This window comes from Brevundimonas sp. (genome assembly GCF_013912005.1).
Taxonomy (GTDB): domain Bacteria; phylum Pseudomonadota; class Alphaproteobacteria; order Caulobacterales; family Caulobacteraceae; genus Brevundimonas.
Genome location: NZ_JACESB010000002.1, coordinates 82,406 through 97,879, shown reverse-complemented (window position 1 = coordinate 97,879; position 15,474 = coordinate 82,406). Strand labels below are relative to the sequence as shown.

Below are 15,474 nucleotides of genomic sequence, written 5' to 3'. Positions count from 1 at the left end.
CTTACGTCCGCGAAGGAGCTTTCCATGGCCGACGACATGCCGATCCAGACCGACGGACGCGACGGGAACGGCGCCATTCCGCTGGGCAAGCCGGACGCCTCGACCTCCGACGCGGCGGTGAAGCGCACCGGCGAGCGGGAGAGGCGGAGCGCCGGTCCCGACGGGCCGGACGCCACCGAGGTGGGCGACACCTTCAAGCGACAGCCCGGCTGATCGGCGGCGACAGCGCCGTTCGCCCGTGTTAGGGCGCTGGTGAGCATAAGTCCTCGCGAGCGCGTCTTGCCCTTCTTCCACGCCGGTCCCGCGCCCCGCGCCTTCGGCCCCCGCCGGGGAGCGCTGCGCGACGGGCTGGATCTGCGGCCGGGCATGCGGGTCGGGCTGTTCGGCGGCTCCTTCAACCCCGCCCACGACGGCCACGCCCATGTCGCCGAGACGGCGATGCGGCGTCTCGACCTGGACCGGGTGGTCTGGCTGGTCTCGCCGCAGAATCCGCTCAAGGACGCCCGCGACAGCGCGCCGCTGGCCGAACGCATGGCCTCGGCCGCACGGGCGGCGCGGCTGGCGGCGCACGGGCCGTCGATGATCGTCTCGGACGTGGAGACCCGGATCGGCACCAGCTGGACCGTCGAGACCCTGCGCGCGCTCGTGGATCGCCACCCCGGCGTGCGCTTCGTCTGGCTGATGGGCTCGGACAACCTGGCCAGCTTCCACCGCTGGCGGGGCTGGACCGACATCATGCGGCTGATGCCGGTGGCGGTGATCGCCCGGCCGGGCTCGCTGCTGGAGAGCCGCACCGCCCCGGCCGCCGAGCGCTTCGCCCGGGCGCGCGTCCCCGAACATCGCGCGCGATCCCTGCCGGAGACGCCGGCCCCGGCCTGGGCGTGGCTGTCGGCGCCCCTCAACCCGCGGTCGTCAACCGCCCTGCGCGCCGCCGCCGCGGCGGGAACCGGTGACGCGCGGGCCGGTTCGTGATAGGCTGACGTCTTTCGTAACCCTTCCGGAGCTCTCCGCTGACCCCCTCGCCCGCGTATGACGCGCAAGACGACGCCGTTTCCAACACGGCGCACGAGATGGACCCGATCGCGCCCATCCGCACCGAAGACGGTCCGCAGGCTCCCCTCCCGGTCGGCTCGACCGACCTCGAACAGGCCATCCTCTCGAAGCTCGACGACGACAAGGCGCAGGACATCGTCCTGATCGACCTGCGCGGCAAGAGCCCGATGTCCGACGCCATGATCGTGGCGTCCGGCCGCTCGCACCGCCACGTCGGCGCCCTGGCCGACCACCTGCAGCGCCTGTTCAAGGACCACGGTCTGGGCAAGGTGAAGGTCGAGGGCCTGCCGCACTGCGACTGGGTCCTGCTCGACGCCGGCGACGTGATCGTCCACCTGTTCCGACCGGAAGTGCGCGCCTTCTACAACATCGAGAAGATCTGGTCGGTCGACAGCGGCCACCGCGGCGCCGCGCGCGCCTGACGCCGGACCGATGAAGCTTGGCGTCGTCGCCATCGGCAAGCCGGGGCGGGGACCGGAGGCGCAGCTCGCCGCCGACTGGGCCGGGCGCGCCACCCTCGCCGGGCGGGCGCTGGGCCTGGGCCCGGTGGAGCTGATCGACCTCGAGCCGCGCAAGCCCGGCAAGGCCCCCGAAGCGGAGCTGATCCTGAAGGCCGCCGAGGGCGCCCACCTGATCGCCTGCGACGAACGCGGCAAGACATATTCCAGCCGCGCCTTCGCCAGCCATATCGCCGGCCTTCGCGACGGCGGCGAGCGCCGGCTGGTGTTCGCCGTCGGGGGGGCGGACGGCCTCGACGACAGCGTCCGCGCCGCCGCCGCCTCCACCCTCGCCTTCGGCCCCCAGACCTGGCCGCACGCCCTCGCCCGGGCCATGCTGGTCGAGCAGATCTATCGCGCCGTGACCATCCTCGCCGGCTCGCCCTATCATCGCGACTGATGCGCCCGCTGGTCCTCGCCCTCATCGCCGTCTCCACGGCCCTGCCGGTCGCCGCCGCGCCGCAGGCGGCCGGAGATCCGGCGCGGCTGCAGGCGGAGTTCCGGGACGAGCGGGCCCGCGCCCGCAGTCTGCGGGCCGGGGCGGCGGAAGCCGCCGCCGAGATCGCCGCGCTGGAGCGGGAGCTGGCGTCCCTGCGCAGCGCCGTCGACGCCGACGACGCCCTGATCGCGGCCCAGCGGGCGCGGCTGCGGGAGCTGGGCGTGCGGGAGGCGGCGCTGGTCGCGCGGCTGTCGGAGGCGCGCGGCCGCCAGGCCCGCCTGCTGTCCGCCCTGCAGACGCTGAGCCGGCGGCCGCCGCCGCCGCTGCTGATCCCCGCCGACCGCGCCGTCGACACCGTGCGCGCCAGCATCCTGATGCGCGCCGTCGCCCCCGAGCTGCAGACGCGGGCCCAGGCGCTGGTCGACCGCCAGACGGAACTGGCCCGCATCCGCCGGCGCGCGGCGCTGAACAGCGAGCAGCTGTTCACCACCGAGAGCGCCCGCGGCGATCGCCGGGCCGAGATCGAGCGGCTGGCGGCGCGCAAGACGGCGCTGCAGGCGGTGCTGCGGGCCGAGGCGCAGGAGGCCGAGCGCGCCGCCGCGGCCCTGGAGCGCCAGCTCCGGGCGCTGGGCGCCGACGTCCCGGCGCCGGAGCCGGACGCGCCTTCCGCGGCGACCCGCCTCCCGGGCGGACGGAGCCGCCTGACCGCGCCGGTCAGCGGGGCGCCCTCGGCGCGGTTCGGTCGCGGATCGACCGGCTGGCGCTGGCGCGGCGACGACCTGGAGGCGCGCGCCCCGGCGGCCGGCCGGGTGGCCTGGACCGGCCCCCTGTCCGGCTGGGGACAGGTGGTGATCCTCGATCTCGGCCCGGGCTGGCGCGCCGTCGTCGCCGGTCTGGACGAGGTGGCGGTCGAGACCGGCGCCCGGGTGACCGACGGCCAGAAGGTCGGGCGCACCGCAGGCGACGGCGAGGTCGTCTTCGAGCTGCGGCGCGAGGAGCGCCCGATCGATCCGGCGCCGTGGCTGCGCTAGGGGAATTCCCTTCCCAACCCCCGATGACGCTGATTTTATCCCCTTTCGGCGCGGCGGCCACGAAATCGGACCGCCGGACGCCTAGATGGATGCGGCCGGGTTCCGGCCGGAGAGAAGAATACGAATGCGCAAGCTGCTGATGATCGGCGCCGCCGCGGCCACCGTGGTCGGACTGGGGGCCGCCACCGCCGCCGGGCAGAGCCCGCGGAACGAGGCGTTCCGCATGATCGGCCTGTTCGGCGACGTGCTGGGCATCGTCGAGCAGGCCTACGTCGTGCCGGTGGACGACAAGAAGCTGATCGAGGCGGCGCTGCAGGGGATGATGGGGGCGCTGGACCCCCACTCCAACTATCTGCCGCCGACGGACTACAGCGAACTGCGCGAACGCACCGAGGGCCAGTACTCCGGGGTCGGACTGACCATCACCGCCGAGGGCGGGCTGGTGAAGATCATTTCGCCGATGGACGGCGGTCCCGCCGCCCGCGCCGGGGTGCAGGCGGGCGACGTCATTTCCGCCATCGACGGCCAGAGCGCCTCGGGCCTGACGGTCAGCCAGGTGTCGGAGAAGCTGCGCGGCGCCGTCGGCACCTCGGTCAACGTCACCTTCCTGCGCGACGGCGAGGAGCCGCGCGAGGTCGTCCTGACCCGCGAGGTGATCAAGATCGAGTCCGTCTCCGGCCGGGTCGAAGGCGAGTTCGGCTACCTGCGCGTCTCCACCTTCAACGAGAACACCGGGCGCGAGCTGGAGGAGACCATCGCCCGACTGAAGGGCGAGAACCCCGCCATCAAGGGCTGGGTGCTGGACCTGCGCAACAACGGCGGCGGTCTGCTGGACGCCGCCATCGCCGTCTCGGACGCCTTCCTCGAACGCGGCGAGATCGTCAGCCAGCGGGGCCGCAAGCCCGAGCAGATCCAGCACTACTTCGCCCGCCCGGGCGACCTGACCGGCGGCGCGCCGGTGGTGGTGCTGATCAACTACGGCTCGGCCTCGGCGTCCGAGATCGTGGCCGGCGCCCTCAAGGACCACGAGCGGGCGACGATCGTCGGCCTGACCAGCTTCGGCAAGGGCTCGGTGCAGACGGTCATTCCGCTCCGCGGCGGCGCCGACGGCGCCCTGTCGATCACCACGGCGCGCTACTACACGCCCTCGGGCAGCTCGATCCAGAAGATCGGCATCGAGCCCGACCTCGAGGTGGCGCGTTCGGCCGCCGAGGCGCGGATCGTCTCGCGCTCCAGCTTCATCTACTCCGAGGCCGCCTACGCCACCGCCCTCGACTCCTCGATCGGGGCCGAGCGCAAGGGCGCGCACACCCCGCGCGAGGCGCCCGGAGAGGCTTATGACGCCGACAAGGACTACCAGCTGGAGCGGGCCTTCGACGTGCTGCGCGCCGGCGGGGAGCTGACCCGGCTGGCGGCCGCGCCGGAGGGGATCGTGGTGACGCCGCCCGGGTCCGAGATGGCCGCCACGGAGACCGAGGCCCCGCCGCCGAACTGACCGGCGCATGGCTAACGCCGCGTTAGGCTTTCTTAACCGGGCGCGGGCAAGGTGAGCGTTGAAGGGGTCCGCCTGCGCGGGCCCGCCTGAAGCGTCCGCACGGTCCATGTTCGCAAAGCGCCAGTCCGTTCTCGCCGCCACCGCCGGAACGCCGCCCGCCCGGGTCGCCCTGCGCGACCGGCTGGCCCCGGCCCTTCGCCTGCTCCGCAAACCGCCGGTCGCCGTGGCCGGGGCGGGCCTGCTGCTGCTCGGCGCCGCCGCCCTGTTCGTCACCGTCCTCGGCGACCCCCGCGCCGGCGCCCCGTCGGCGCGCATCGCCCTCAAGCGCGAGGCGGCCGCCGCCGCGCCGCCGCCCACGGGGCTGGAGGCCTTCTCCATGGCCGGCGGCCTGTACGCCGACCTGACCGGAGAGACCGACCCGGCGCTGATGGGCGAGGCGGTCATCACCCTGCCCGACGGGGCCACCGTGTCCGGAGACGGCGCGCCGGTGACCGCCCCGCGCGTCGCGGCCCGGCCCCTGCCGCCGGCGCCCATCGCCGGCCTGCACCAGCCGGGACCGGACGGCCCCCTGCCCCGCATCGCCCCGGACGGCCGGGTGCCGGCCCAGGCCTACGCCCGCCCCTTCCGTCCGGACGGCCGGCCGCGCGTAGCCGTGGTCGTCGGCGGCCTCGGTCTGAACGCCACCACCACCCGGGCGGCGATCGAGCGCCTGCCGGCGGAGGTCACCCTGTCCTTCGTGCCCTACGCCGAGGGCCTGCAGGGCTGGATCGACCTGGCCCGCGCCCAGGGCCATGAGGTGATGATCGAGATCCCGATGGAGCCGACCGGCTATCCGGCCAACGACCCCGGCCCCTACACCCTGCTGGCCTCGGCCGAGCCCGCCGAGATCGAGGCGAAGCTGGGCTGGCTGCTGGGCCGCGCCACCGGCTACTTCGGCGTCACCAACTATCTCGGCGACCGCTTCGCGACGTCCGAAGCCGGTATGACGGCCTTCACCGCCCTGCTGCGCCGCCACGGCATCGCCTTCCTCGACGACGGCTCGATGAGCAACAGCCGCGGGGCCTGGGCCCGGGCCAGCGCCAGCCGGATCATCGACGAGCAGCAGACCCCCACGGCGATCGTCGGCCAGCTGGCCGCGCTGGAGGCCCTGGCGAAGGCCCGCGGCCAGGCCATGGGCTCGGGCTTCAGCTATCCGGTGACGGTCGAGGCGGTGGCCCGCTGGACCGCCGGCCTCGACGCCCGCGGCCTGCAGCTGGCGCCGGCGTCGGCGATGACCCAGCGGCCGGGGCGGTAGGTTCCAGGTGCTGGGGGCCAGGCGCCAGGGGAAGGCGCGTTGCGCCCGGCGTCGGCGCCATTCCTCCAGAACCTGGCCCCCAGCACCTGGAACCTGCCCATGACCGACTTCCCCCACCACCGCCCCAACGTCGGCGTCGTGCTGTTCCACCCGGACGGCCGGGTCTGGTACGGCCGGCGCGCCAGCACCCCCGGCCCGCACAACTGGCAGTTCCCGCAGGGCGGCGTCGACGAGGGCGAGGACTACGAGGCGGCGGCCCGGCGCGAGCTGGCGGAGGAGACCGGGGTGACCTCGGTCGAGCCGCTGGCGGAGATCCAGCAGTGGATCGCCTACGACTTCCCACCCGACTACGGCGGCTCGAAGCAGGCGCGCGGCTGGAAGGGCCAGAAGCAGAAGTGGTTCGCCTTCCGCTTCACCGGCGAGGAGTCCGAGATCGATCTGGAGCAGCACGCCGAGATCGAGTTCGACGCCTGGCGCTGGGGCCGTCTGGACGAGGCGCCCGGGCTGATCGTCCCGTTCAAGCGCGCGGCCTACGAGCAGGTGGTCGCGGCCTTCGCGCCGCTGGTGGTCTAGCGCGATCAGCGCGGCGTCCCGTCAGGCGCGAGGCGGAACAGCACCAGGCCGGCGAGGACCAGCAGGGCGGCCAGCACCCGCAGCGGGCTGAGGTGCTCGCCGAGGAAGATCACGCCGACGATGAAGGCGCCGACCGCCCCGATCCCGGTCCACACCACATAGGCGGTGCCCATCGGCAGGCTCTTCATGGCCAGCGACAGCAGGGCGAAGCTGACGCCCATGAAGGCGAGGGTGGCGACGCTGGGCCACAGGCGGGTGAATCCCGCCGACTGCTTCATGAAGTACGCCCAGACGATTTCCAGCAGTCCGGCGATGATCAGATACGTCCAGGCCATGCGCGGCCCTCCTCTCAAAGGGCCGGGCCGTCCCGGGCTTGGTCCCGCGTCCGCGGGAGCGAGGACGTGGCCTCGTCTTGCAGGGGCTATCTAGGGCCTGGCCGTGAACGGTCAAGCGCAACACTTGTCATCCCGGCCGAAGCGAAGCGGAGCGCCGGGACGGACGGGCTTCCACCAACCAAAAACTCCCGGGCAGCTCGCAGAGCTGAACCGGGAGACGGGAGGCTTCAACCCGGCTCCCGGACAGGCGCGCTGCGCCTTCCGGGAGAGGGAGGATATTGCAGTGTGACGTCCCCGGTGGCCGCTGCGCGGCTTCGGGGACGACAAGACGGCCCTACGCCGCCGCCACTTCCGAGGCCTTCTCGGCCAGGATGGTCAGGCCGGCCGGGGTGACGTCGGCGAAGCCGCCGTGCACCTCGAACTGGCGGCGCGAGCCGCCGTCGATGACCGTCACCACGCCTTCGCGCAGGGCGGTCATGAACGGGGCGTGGTCGGCCAGCACGCCGAAGTCACCCTCGACGCCCGGGGCGTCGACCTGGTCGACGAGGCCCGCGAAGACCTCGCGTTCCGGGGCGACCAGGGAGAACTGCAGCTTTCCGGCCATCTTACGCGGCTTCCGCGGCCAGCTTCTGGGCCTTCTCGACGGCTTCCTCGATGGCGCCGACCATGTAGAAGGCCGCTTCCGGCAGGTGGTCGTATTCGCCGGCGACGATGCCCTTGAACGAGCGGATCGTGTCTTCCAGCGAGACGAACTTGCCCGGCGAGTTGGTGAACTGCTCGGCCACGAAGAACGGCTGCGACAGGAAGCGCTGGATCTTGCGGGCGCGGGCCACGATCAGCTTGTCCTCTTCCGACAGCTCGTCCATGCCCAGGATGGCGATGATGTCCTTCAGCGCCTTGTACTGCTGCAGCACTTCCTGGACCGAGCGGGCGACGTTGTAGTGCTCCTCGCCGATGACCAGCGGGTCCATGATCCGCGAGGTCGAGTCCAGCGGGTCCACGGCCGGGAAGATGGCCTGGGCGGCGATGTCGCGGCTCAGCACGGTGGTGGCGTCGAGGTGGGCGAACGAGGCGGCCGGGGCCGGGTCGGTCAGGTCGTCGGCGGGCACGTAGATGGCCTGGACCGAGGTGATCGAGCCCTTCTTGGTCGAGGTGATGCGCTCCTGCAGGTTGCCCATCTCCGTCGCCAGCGTCGGCTGATAGCCCACGGCCGAGGGGATGCGGCCCAGCAGCGCCGACACTTCCGAACCCGCCTGGGTGAAGCGGAAGATGTTGTCGACGAACAGCAGCACGTCCTTGCCTTCCTCGTCGCGGAAGTACTCGGCCTGGGCGAGGCCGGTCAGGGCGACGCGGGCGCGGGCGCCCGGCGGCTCGTTCATCTGGCCGTAGACCAGGGCGCACTTGGAGCCTTCGGTCGAGCCGTTGTTCTTGGTCGGGTCCACGTTCACGTTGGACTCGATCATCTCGTGATACAGGTCGTTGCCCTCACGGGTGCGCTCGCCCACGCCGGCCAGCACCGAGTAGCCGCCGTACGCCTTGGCGATGTTGTTGATCAGCTCCTGCATGGTCACGGTCTTGCCCACGCCGGCGCCGCCGAACAGGCCGATCTTGCCGCCCTTGGTGTAGGGGCACATCAGGTCGATGACCTTGATGCCGGTGACGAGGATTTCCGACGAGGTCGACTGCTCCTCGAACGACGGGGCGTCGCGGTGGATCGGACGGTACATCGTCGTCTTGATCGGGCCCTGCTCGTCGATCGGGCGGCCGACGACGTTCATGATGCGGCCCAGGGTGCCCGGGCCGACCGGGGCGAGGATCGACTGGCCGGTGTCGGTGACCGGCTGCCCGCGGGTCAGGCCCTCGGTGGTGTCCATGGCGATGGTGCGGACCATGTTCTCGCCGAGGTGCTGGGCGACTTCCAGCACCAGGGTGAAGGGCTCGCCCGTCTTCTGGTCGACGTTCTGGGTCTCCAGCGCCGACAGGATGGCCGGCAGGTGGCCCTCGAACTCGACGTCGACGACGGCGCCGATGACCTGGGCGATGCGGCCCGTGGCGACCGCGCCGGTCGGCTGGGCGGTCGAGGCGGCGGCGGCCGGAGCGGCCTTCTTGGCGCGGGGAGCGCGGGTCTTCGGGGCGGTGGTGTCGGTCATCGGTTCATTCCGTTCGGAAGGTCGTGTCTGTGCGGGGTCGGATCAGAGCGCTTCCGCGCCGGCGATGATCTCGATCAGTTCGGTGGTGATCTGGGCCTGGCGCTTGCGGTTGTACTGCAGGGTCAGGCTGTTGATCAGGTCGCCCGCGTTGCGCGTGGCGTTGTCCATGGCGCCCATCTGGGCCCCGAAGAAGCTGGCCTGGTTCTCGTACAGGGCGGCCAGCACCTGGGTGGTGATGTTGCGCGGCAGCAGGGTCTCGAGGATCTCCTCCTCGGACGGCTCGTACTCGTAGACGGCGCCGTTCAGGTCGATGGGCGGCGCGTCGCCGTCGACGACCGCCGGGATCAGCTGCTTCGGCGTCGGCACCTGGGAGATGACCGACTGGAAGCGGCTGTAGAACAGGGTCACGACGTCGGCGTTCCCGGCCTCGAACTCCTCGGCGATCAGGGCCGCGACCGGCTCCGCCGCCGGCAGGCCGATGGTCTTGTGCTCCGACATCTCGAAAGTGCGGACGATGCGGTCGCCGTAGATGCGCGACAGGCCGTCGCGGACCTTGCGGCCCACGGCGACGATGCGGACGTCCTTGCCCTCGGCCAGCAGGGTCTTGATGCGCTCGCGCGCGGCCCGGATGACGTTGGTGTTGAAGCCGCCCGCCAGACCCTTGTCGCCGGTGGCGACGACGATCAGGTGCTTCTGGTCCGAGCCCGTGCCGGCCAGCAGCTTCGGCGCCCCGTCGCCCGAGACGCCGGCCGCCAGATTGGCGATCACGGCGGCCATCTTGCGGGCGTAGGGACGGGCGCTCTCGGCCTGCTCCTGGGCGCGCTTCAGCTTGGCCGCGGCGACCATGTTCAGGGCTTTCGTGATCTTCTGCGTGGACTTCACGCTTCCGATCCGATTGCGCATTTCCTTGAGGCTGGCCATCCGGCGCTACTCTCTCGCTATCCGGTCCGGTCTCAGGCGAACGTCTTGACGAAGGCGTCCAACACCGACTTGAGCTCGGTCTCCAGCTCCGGGGTCAGGTCCTTCTTCGTCCGGATGCCTTCCAGCAGGCCGGGGTTGGAGGACTTGATCCGGGCCAGCAGCTCGCTCTCGAAGCGGCCGATGTCCGACACGGCGACGCTGTCGAGGTAGCCGCGGGTGCCGGCGTAGATCGACACGACCTGCTCTTCCATCGTCAGCGGGCTGTACTGCGGCTGCTTGAGCAGCTCCGTCAGGCGGGCGCCGCGGGCCAGCAGCTTCTGGGTCGAGGCGTCGAGGTCCGAGCCGAACTTCGCGAAGGCGGCCATTTCCCGGTACTGCGCCAGCTCGCCCTTGATGGTGCCGGCGACCTTCTTCATCGCCTTGGTCTGGGCCGAGGAGCCCACCCGCGACACCGAGATGCCGACGTTCACGGCCGGGCGGATGCCCTGGTAGAACAGGTCGGACTCGAGGAAGATCTGGCCGTCGGTGATCGAGATCACATTGGTCGGGATGTAGGCCGACACGTCGTTGGCCTGGGTCTCGATCAGCGGCAGGGCGGTCAGCGAGCCCGAGCCGTACTCGGCGTTCAGCTTGGCCGAGCGCTCCAGCAGGCGCGAGTGCAGGTAGAAGACGTCGCCCGGGTAGGCTTCGCGGCCCGGCGGACGGCGCAGCAGCAGCGACATCTGGCGGTAGGCCACGGCCTGCTTGGACAGGTCGTCATAGACGATCAGGCCGTGCATGCCGTTGTCGCGGAAGTACTCGCCCATGGCGGTGCCGGCGAACGGGGCCAGGAACTGCAGCGGGGCCGGCTCCGAGGCCGTGGCGGCGACGACGATGGTGTACTCCAGGGCGCCCGACTCCTCGAGCGTCTTGACGATCTGGGCGACGGTCGAGCGCTTCTGACCGATGGCCACATAGATGCAGTACAGCTTGGCCGACTCGTCGTCGGTGGCGTTGACCGACTTCTGGTTCAGGATGGCGTCGATGGCCACGGCGGTCTTGCCGACCTGGCGGTCGCCGATGATCAGTTCGCGCTGGCCGCGGCCGATCGGGATCAGGGTGTCGATGGCCTTCAGGCCGGTCTGCATCGGCTCGTGCACCGACTTGCGGGGGATGATGCCCGGAGCCTTCACGTCCACGCGGCGGCGCTCGGTGAACTGGATCGGGCCCTTGCCGTCGATCGGCTCGCCCAGCGGGTTGACGACGCGGCCCAGCAGGCCCTTGCCGACCGGCACGTCCACGATCTCGCCGAGACGGCGGACTTCATCGCCCTCCGAGATGGCGGCGTCCGAGCCGAAGATCACGGCGCCGACGTTGTCGCGCTCGAGGTTCAGGGCCATGCCCTTCACGCCGGCCTTCGGGAACTCGATCATCTCGCCGGCCTGGACGTTGTCGAGGCCGTGGATGCGGGCGATGCCGTCGCCGACCGACAGCACCTGGCCGACGTCCGAGACGTCGGCTTCCACGCCGAAGTTGGCGATCTGCGACTTGAGGATGGCCGAGATTTCGGCGGCGCGGATGTCCATGGGATCTCTCTGTCTTCGTCTTCGGGGCGGGCCGTCAGGCGCGCTGCATGCTTGTTGGTCTGCGCGCGGTTACGCGCGCTTGAGGGCGAACTTCATCTGGTCGAGCTTGGTCTTCAGCGAGGCGTCGAACAGCTTCGAGCCCACCTTGACCTTGAGGCCGCCGAGGATCGACGGGTCCACGCGGGTGGTCAGTTCAGGATCCTTGCCGAGCGCGGCGCGCAGGGCGGTCTGGATCGACTTAAGCTGCCCGGCGTCGAGCGGCTGGGCGGTGACCACCTCGGCGGCAACCACGCCGGTCTTCTTCGCGTACAGCGCCTCGAAGCCGGCGATCACGCCCGGCAGGTCGCGGGCGCGGCCGTTCTGGCCGAGCAGGCCGAGGAAGTTGCGGGTGGTGCGGTGGAACTTCGCCGCGTCCGAGATGGCGACGAGACCCTTCTGCTGGTCCTCGGCCGCGACCACCGGAGAGGTCGCCAGCCGGCGCAGGTCGGCGCTCTCGACCCAGGCCGCCCGCAGCGACTTCAGGTCGGCGCGCACGGCGTCCAGCGCGCCCGTCTCGTCAGCCAGGTCGAACAGCGCCTGTGCATAGCGCTCGCCGACTTCCGTCGTTCTGAAATCGTCAGCCACTTACAAGGTCCGCGCGGGTTGGCGTTTCGGGTTAGGACCGGCGGCGGGTTCGCCCCGATCAAAGGCCTGAAATGCTTGAAGAAAGCACGCCGGGGACGCGCCTTGCGACGCGCCCTCGGCCTAAGCCGGGCGCCTGATAGCACCCGCGCCCCCAAACCGCAACCGAGGCAGCAGGCCGCACCGGCGCCCGGGCGTAACAGCTTGTGAGCCCCGCCCGGACGGGGCGCAGGCATGCTGCGCCGTCCCTGCGCCGGAGTCCGCCATGCCCTTCCGACCTCTCGCGGCCCTCGCCGTCCTCGTCCTCGCCGGCCTCGCCGGCCCGGCCGGCGCCGGCGAGCCGTTCCGGGTGATGAGCTACAACATCCGGGTCGACGTGCCTTCGGACAATCCGCCCTGGCCGGAGCGGCGGCCGCACATGGCGGCCCAGATCGCCTTCGTCGACCCCGACCTCCTCGGGGTGCAGGAGGCCCAGCCGGCGATGGTCGACTGGCTGGCGGCGCAGTTGCCCGGCTACGACCGCTACGGCGTGGGGCGCGACGACGGGCAGGCGGGCGAGAGCGCCACCCTGTTCTGGAGGCGCGACCGCTACGAGCGGCTGCGGACGGAGACCTTCTGGTGCTCGCCGACGCCGACCGTGCCGTCGAAAGGCTGGGACGCCGCCTACCCCCGCACCGTGACCCGCGTGCTGCTCCGCGACCGCCGCACGGGCGACCTGCTCGACGTGCGCAACACCCATTTCGATCACGTCGGGGTCGAGGCGCGGGAACAGTGCGCCCGCCTGGTCGCCGCCATGGAGCCGCTCTCGGTGGACGGCGCCGCCGCCCGGATCGTGCTGATGGGCGACTTCAACACCGGGCCGGACACCCCGCCGTACCGGATCATCGTCGAGGGCGGCCTCGCCGACGCCCGCACGCTGAGTCCCGTGGTCTTCGGCCCGGCCGGGACCTTCAACGCCTTCGACATCGCCCGCGACAACGACGGCGTCGCCATCGATCATGTCTTCGTCGGGCCGGGGCTGGCGGTCGAACGCTTCGGCGTGCTGACCGATTCCTTCGGCGGCCGGGTGATATCCGACCATTTCCCCGTGGTGGTCGACCTCGACGCCACGGCGGCGGGCGCAGCCCGCTGACGTGCCTTGACGCTTGATCGGAACGCAACGGACGCCTAGCGCTTTCCGCCCAAGCTTCTTTCGCCGGGACACTCCATGTTCGACAGCCTCGTCACCCTGTTCTCCGACCCCGCCGCCTGGGCGGCGCTGGTCACCCTGGTGGTGATGGAGGTGGTGCTCGGCATCGACAACCTGGTCTTCATCTCCATCCTGTCGAACAAGCTGCCGCCGGAGCAGCGCCAGCGGACGCGGCGGATCGGCATCGGCCTGGCCCTGATCATGCGGCTGGGTCTGCTGATGACCATCGGCTGGATCGTCGGACTGACGGCGCCCGTCTTCGACCTCGGCCTCGTCGGCCCGGCCGGCGCCCACGGCGAGCCCTCGTTCGAGACCGCCTTCAGCTGGCGCGACCTGATCCTCATCGCCGGCGGCCTGTTCCTCGTCTGGAAGGCCACCAAGGAGATCCACCACACGGTCGATCCCAAGCCGACGCACGACGTGATGGACGCCAAGAACGCCGTCATCAACAACATGGGCGCGGCGATCTTCCAGATCATCCTGCTGGACCTGGTGTTCTCGATCGACTCGATCCTGACCGCCGTCGGCATGACCGATCACATCCCGATCATGATCGTGGCGGTGATCGCCGCGGTGACCGTGATGCTGCTGGCCGCCGATCCGCTGGCCAACTTCATCGAGAAGAACCCGACCGTGGTGATGCTGGCGCTCGGCTTCCTGCTGATGATCGGCGCCGTGCTGATCGCCGACGGCTTCGGCGTCCACGTGCCCAAGGGCTACATCTATGCGGCCATGGCCTTCTCGGCCCTGGTCGAGGCCCTGAACATGTGGGGTCGCGCCGGGGCCGCCCGGAAGGCCCGGGCGGAAGAGGCGCGGCAGGCGGAGCTGAACCGCCGCGAGACCGCCGAGCCCGGCGTCTGACCGTGCGCGGGCTGGCGCGCCTGGCCCTGCTTCTTCTGGCGACGCCGGCGGCCGCCCAGTCGCCCGCCGTCCCGCCTGTGCCGGTCTACGGCTACGAGGTGGTGCGGGTCTGGCCGCACGACCGCACCGCCTTCACCCAGGGCCTCGCCTGGCGCGACGGCGAGCTGCTGGAAAGCACCGGCCGATATCCGTCCACCATCCGGCGGGTGCGGCTGGAGGACGGCGCCGTCCTGCAGCGGCGGGAGCTGGAGCCCTCCCTGTTCGGCGAGGGCCTGACCGAGATCAACGGCCGCGTGGTGACCCTGACGTGGCGCAGCGGGCGCGGCTTCGTCTGGGATGCGGACGATCTCGAACCGGCCGGCGAGTTCGCCTACGCCGGCGAGGGCTGGGGCCTGACCGACGACGGCGAGCGGCTGATCCTGTCCGACGGCACGTCGGCGCTGCGCTTCCTCGATCCGCAGACCTTCGCCGAGACCGGCCGGGTCGCGGTCACCCTGCAGGGGCGGCCGCTGCTGCGGATCAACGAACTGGAGTGGGTCGACGGCGAGGTGTTCGCCAACGTCTGGCAGTCGGACCTCATCGTGCGCATCGATCCGGCCAGCGGCGCCGTCACCGGCGTCATCGACCTCTCCGGCCTGCTCCGGGACCGGCGCGGCATGAACCCCGCCGACGACGTGCTCAACGGCATCGCCTGGGACCCGGAGGGGCGGCGGCTGTTCGTCACCGGCAAGAACTGGCCGGCGGTCTTCGAGATCCGCCTGACCAATCCGGACGCCCCTGCGGCCCCCGGAGCGGCCTAAAAGCGTTTGAGCCCCAGGGTTCCCTCGTGTAACCCGCAGCGCAACCATACGAACCGGCCCCGGCCGGCGCAGGGGGAAACCCGCGGAGACGTCCTTGACCCAGTCCCAGTATCCGTCGTCCTTCGACTACCCCGCCCTTCTCGCCTCGGGCCGCGGCGAGCTGTTCGGACCCGGCAATCCCCAGCTGCCGGCCCCGCCGATGCTGATGTTCGACCGCATCGTGCAGATCAACGCCGACGGCGGCGCCCACGGCAAGGGCTATGTCGAGGCCGAACTCGACATCCACCCGGACCTCTGGTTCTTCCAGTGCCACTTCATCGGCGATCCGGTGATGCCGGGCTGCCTCGGCCTCGACGCCATGTGGCAGCTGGTCGGCTTCTACCTCGGCTGGATCGGCGGCCAGGGCCGCGGCCGGGCGCTCGGCGTCGGCGACGTGAAGTTCACCGGCCAGGTGACGCCTGACATCAAGCGGGTGGTGTACAAGATCGACCTCAAGCGGGTCATCAACCGCAAGCTGGTCATGGGCATCGCCGACGGCGTGCTCGAGGCGGACGGCGAGATCATCTACCGCTGCGACGACATGCGCGTCGGCCTGTTCGGCGGCAATGCGGAACCCGCCGGCGGCTGAGTCCGCTGAACAGTGAACGGAT

General features: G+C 71.3%; 18 protein-coding genes. 12 read left to right on the top strand and 6 right to left on the bottom strand.

Annotated elements, in window-relative coordinates:
• Positions 1 to 24 precede the first annotated feature (24 nt).
• From H2038_RS02325 to H2038_RS02290, 8 genes are all read left to right on the top strand, one after another.
• On the top strand, positions 25 to 213 hold the full coding sequence (locus H2038_RS02325; RefSeq protein ID WP_292108846.1) for a hypothetical protein: 189 nt from the start codon (positions 25 to 27) through the stop codon (positions 211 to 213).
• A 39-nt stretch (positions 214 to 252) separates the two neighbouring features.
• A complete protein-coding gene (locus H2038_RS02320; RefSeq protein WP_366926478.1) occupies positions 253 to 972 on the top strand; it encodes a nicotinate-nucleotide adenylyltransferase in 720 nt (239 codons plus the stop codon).
• Positions 973 to 1,070: 98 nt separating this feature from the next.
• The gene (gene rsfS, locus H2038_RS02315) at positions 1,071 to 1,475 is read left to right on the top strand and encodes a ribosome silencing factor (RefSeq protein WP_292108845.1); all 405 of its coding nucleotides are present in this window, start codon (positions 1,071 to 1,073) and stop codon (positions 1,473 to 1,475) included.
• Positions 1,476 to 1,485: 10 nt separating this feature from the next.
• Positions 1,486 to 1,950 carry a 23S rRNA (pseudouridine(1915)-N(3))-methyltransferase RlmH gene (rlmH, locus tag H2038_RS02310; protein ID WP_292108844.1) on the top strand — a complete coding sequence of 155 codons (465 nt, stop codon included), beginning with the start codon at positions 1,486 to 1,488 and terminating at the stop codon, positions 1,948 to 1,950.
• Positions 1,950 to 3,020 (top strand): peptidoglycan DD-metalloendopeptidase family protein, encoded by a 1,071-nt coding sequence (locus tag H2038_RS02305; protein ID WP_292108843.1) that lies wholly within the window; start codon positions 1,950 to 1,952, stop codon positions 3,018 to 3,020. The genes rlmH and H2038_RS02305 overlap by 1 nt, the downstream gene beginning before the upstream one ends.
• Before the next feature lie 124 nt (positions 3,021 to 3,144).
• Positions 3,145 to 4,515: a S41 family peptidase gene (locus tag H2038_RS02300; RefSeq protein WP_292108842.1), complete on the top strand. Its 1,371-nt coding sequence runs from the start codon at positions 3,145 to 3,147 to the stop codon at positions 4,513 to 4,515.
• A gap of 106 nt (positions 4,516 to 4,621) precedes the next feature.
• Positions 4,622 to 5,809 (top strand): divergent polysaccharide deacetylase family protein, encoded by a 1,188-nt coding sequence (locus tag H2038_RS02295; RefSeq protein WP_292108841.1) that lies wholly within the window; start codon positions 4,622 to 4,624, stop codon positions 5,807 to 5,809.
• A gap of 93 nt (positions 5,810 to 5,902) precedes the next feature.
• The gene (locus H2038_RS02290) at positions 5,903 to 6,382 is read left to right on the top strand and encodes an RNA pyrophosphohydrolase (protein WP_292109081.1); all 480 of its coding nucleotides are present in this window, start codon (positions 5,903 to 5,905) and stop codon (positions 6,380 to 6,382) included.
• A gap of 5 nt (positions 6,383 to 6,387) precedes the next feature.
• Here H2038_RS02290 and H2038_RS02285 read toward each other — a convergent pair whose 3' ends face one another.
• From H2038_RS02285 to H2038_RS02260, 6 genes are all read right to left on the bottom strand, one after another.
• The gene (locus H2038_RS02285; protein ID WP_292108840.1) at positions 6,388 to 6,717 is read right to left on the bottom strand and encodes a multidrug efflux SMR transporter; all 330 of its coding nucleotides are present in this window, start codon (positions 6,715 to 6,717) and stop codon (positions 6,388 to 6,390) included.
• 334 nt (positions 6,718 to 7,051) lie between these two features.
• Positions 7,052 to 7,321 (bottom strand): ATP synthase F1 subunit epsilon, encoded by a 270-nt coding sequence (locus H2038_RS02280; RefSeq protein ID WP_292108839.1) that lies wholly within the window; start codon positions 7,319 to 7,321, stop codon positions 7,052 to 7,054.
• Between the two features lies 1 nt (position 7,322).
• Positions 7,323 to 8,867 (bottom strand): F0F1 ATP synthase subunit beta, encoded by a 1,545-nt coding sequence (gene atpD, locus H2038_RS02275; protein WP_292108838.1) that lies wholly within the window; start codon positions 8,865 to 8,867, stop codon positions 7,323 to 7,325.
• Between the two features lie 42 nt (positions 8,868 to 8,909).
• Positions 8,910 to 9,788: a F0F1 ATP synthase subunit gamma gene (locus H2038_RS02270; RefSeq protein ID WP_292108837.1), complete on the bottom strand. Its 879-nt coding sequence runs from the start codon at positions 9,786 to 9,788 to the stop codon at positions 8,910 to 8,912.
• Positions 9,789 to 9,820: 32 nt separating this feature from the next.
• Positions 9,821 to 11,353 (bottom strand): F0F1 ATP synthase subunit alpha, encoded by a 1,533-nt coding sequence (atpA, locus tag H2038_RS02265; RefSeq protein ID WP_292108836.1) that lies wholly within the window; start codon positions 11,351 to 11,353, stop codon positions 9,821 to 9,823.
• Between the two features lie 69 nt (positions 11,354 to 11,422).
• Positions 11,423 to 11,977, bottom strand: coding sequence for a F0F1 ATP synthase subunit delta (locus H2038_RS02260; RefSeq protein ID WP_292108835.1), 555 nt, complete (start codon positions 11,975 to 11,977; stop codon positions 11,423 to 11,425).
• Between the two features lie 262 nt (positions 11,978 to 12,239).
• Between H2038_RS02260 and H2038_RS02255 the strand changes: the two genes are divergently transcribed.
• The 4 genes from H2038_RS02255 (at position 12,240) to fabA (ending at position 15,452) form a co-directional block, all read left to right on the top strand.
• Positions 12,240 to 13,106 carry an endonuclease/exonuclease/phosphatase family protein gene (locus H2038_RS02255; RefSeq protein ID WP_292108834.1) on the top strand — a complete coding sequence of 289 codons (867 nt, stop codon included), beginning with the start codon at positions 12,240 to 12,242 and terminating at the stop codon, positions 13,104 to 13,106.
• A 75-nt stretch (positions 13,107 to 13,181) separates the two neighbouring features.
• Positions 13,182 to 14,024, top strand: coding sequence for a TerC family protein (locus H2038_RS02250; protein ID WP_292108833.1), 843 nt, complete (start codon positions 13,182 to 13,184; stop codon positions 14,022 to 14,024).
• 2 nt (positions 14,025 to 14,026) lie between these two features.
• Positions 14,027 to 14,824 (top strand): glutaminyl-peptide cyclotransferase, encoded by a 798-nt coding sequence (locus tag H2038_RS02245; protein WP_292108832.1) that lies wholly within the window; start codon positions 14,027 to 14,029, stop codon positions 14,822 to 14,824.
• A 94-nt stretch (positions 14,825 to 14,918) separates the two neighbouring features.
• Positions 14,919 to 15,452, top strand: coding sequence for a 3-hydroxyacyl-[acyl-carrier-protein] dehydratase FabA (gene fabA, locus H2038_RS02240; protein WP_292108831.1), 534 nt, complete (start codon positions 14,919 to 14,921; stop codon positions 15,450 to 15,452).
• Positions 15,453 to 15,474 lie beyond the last annotated feature (22 nt).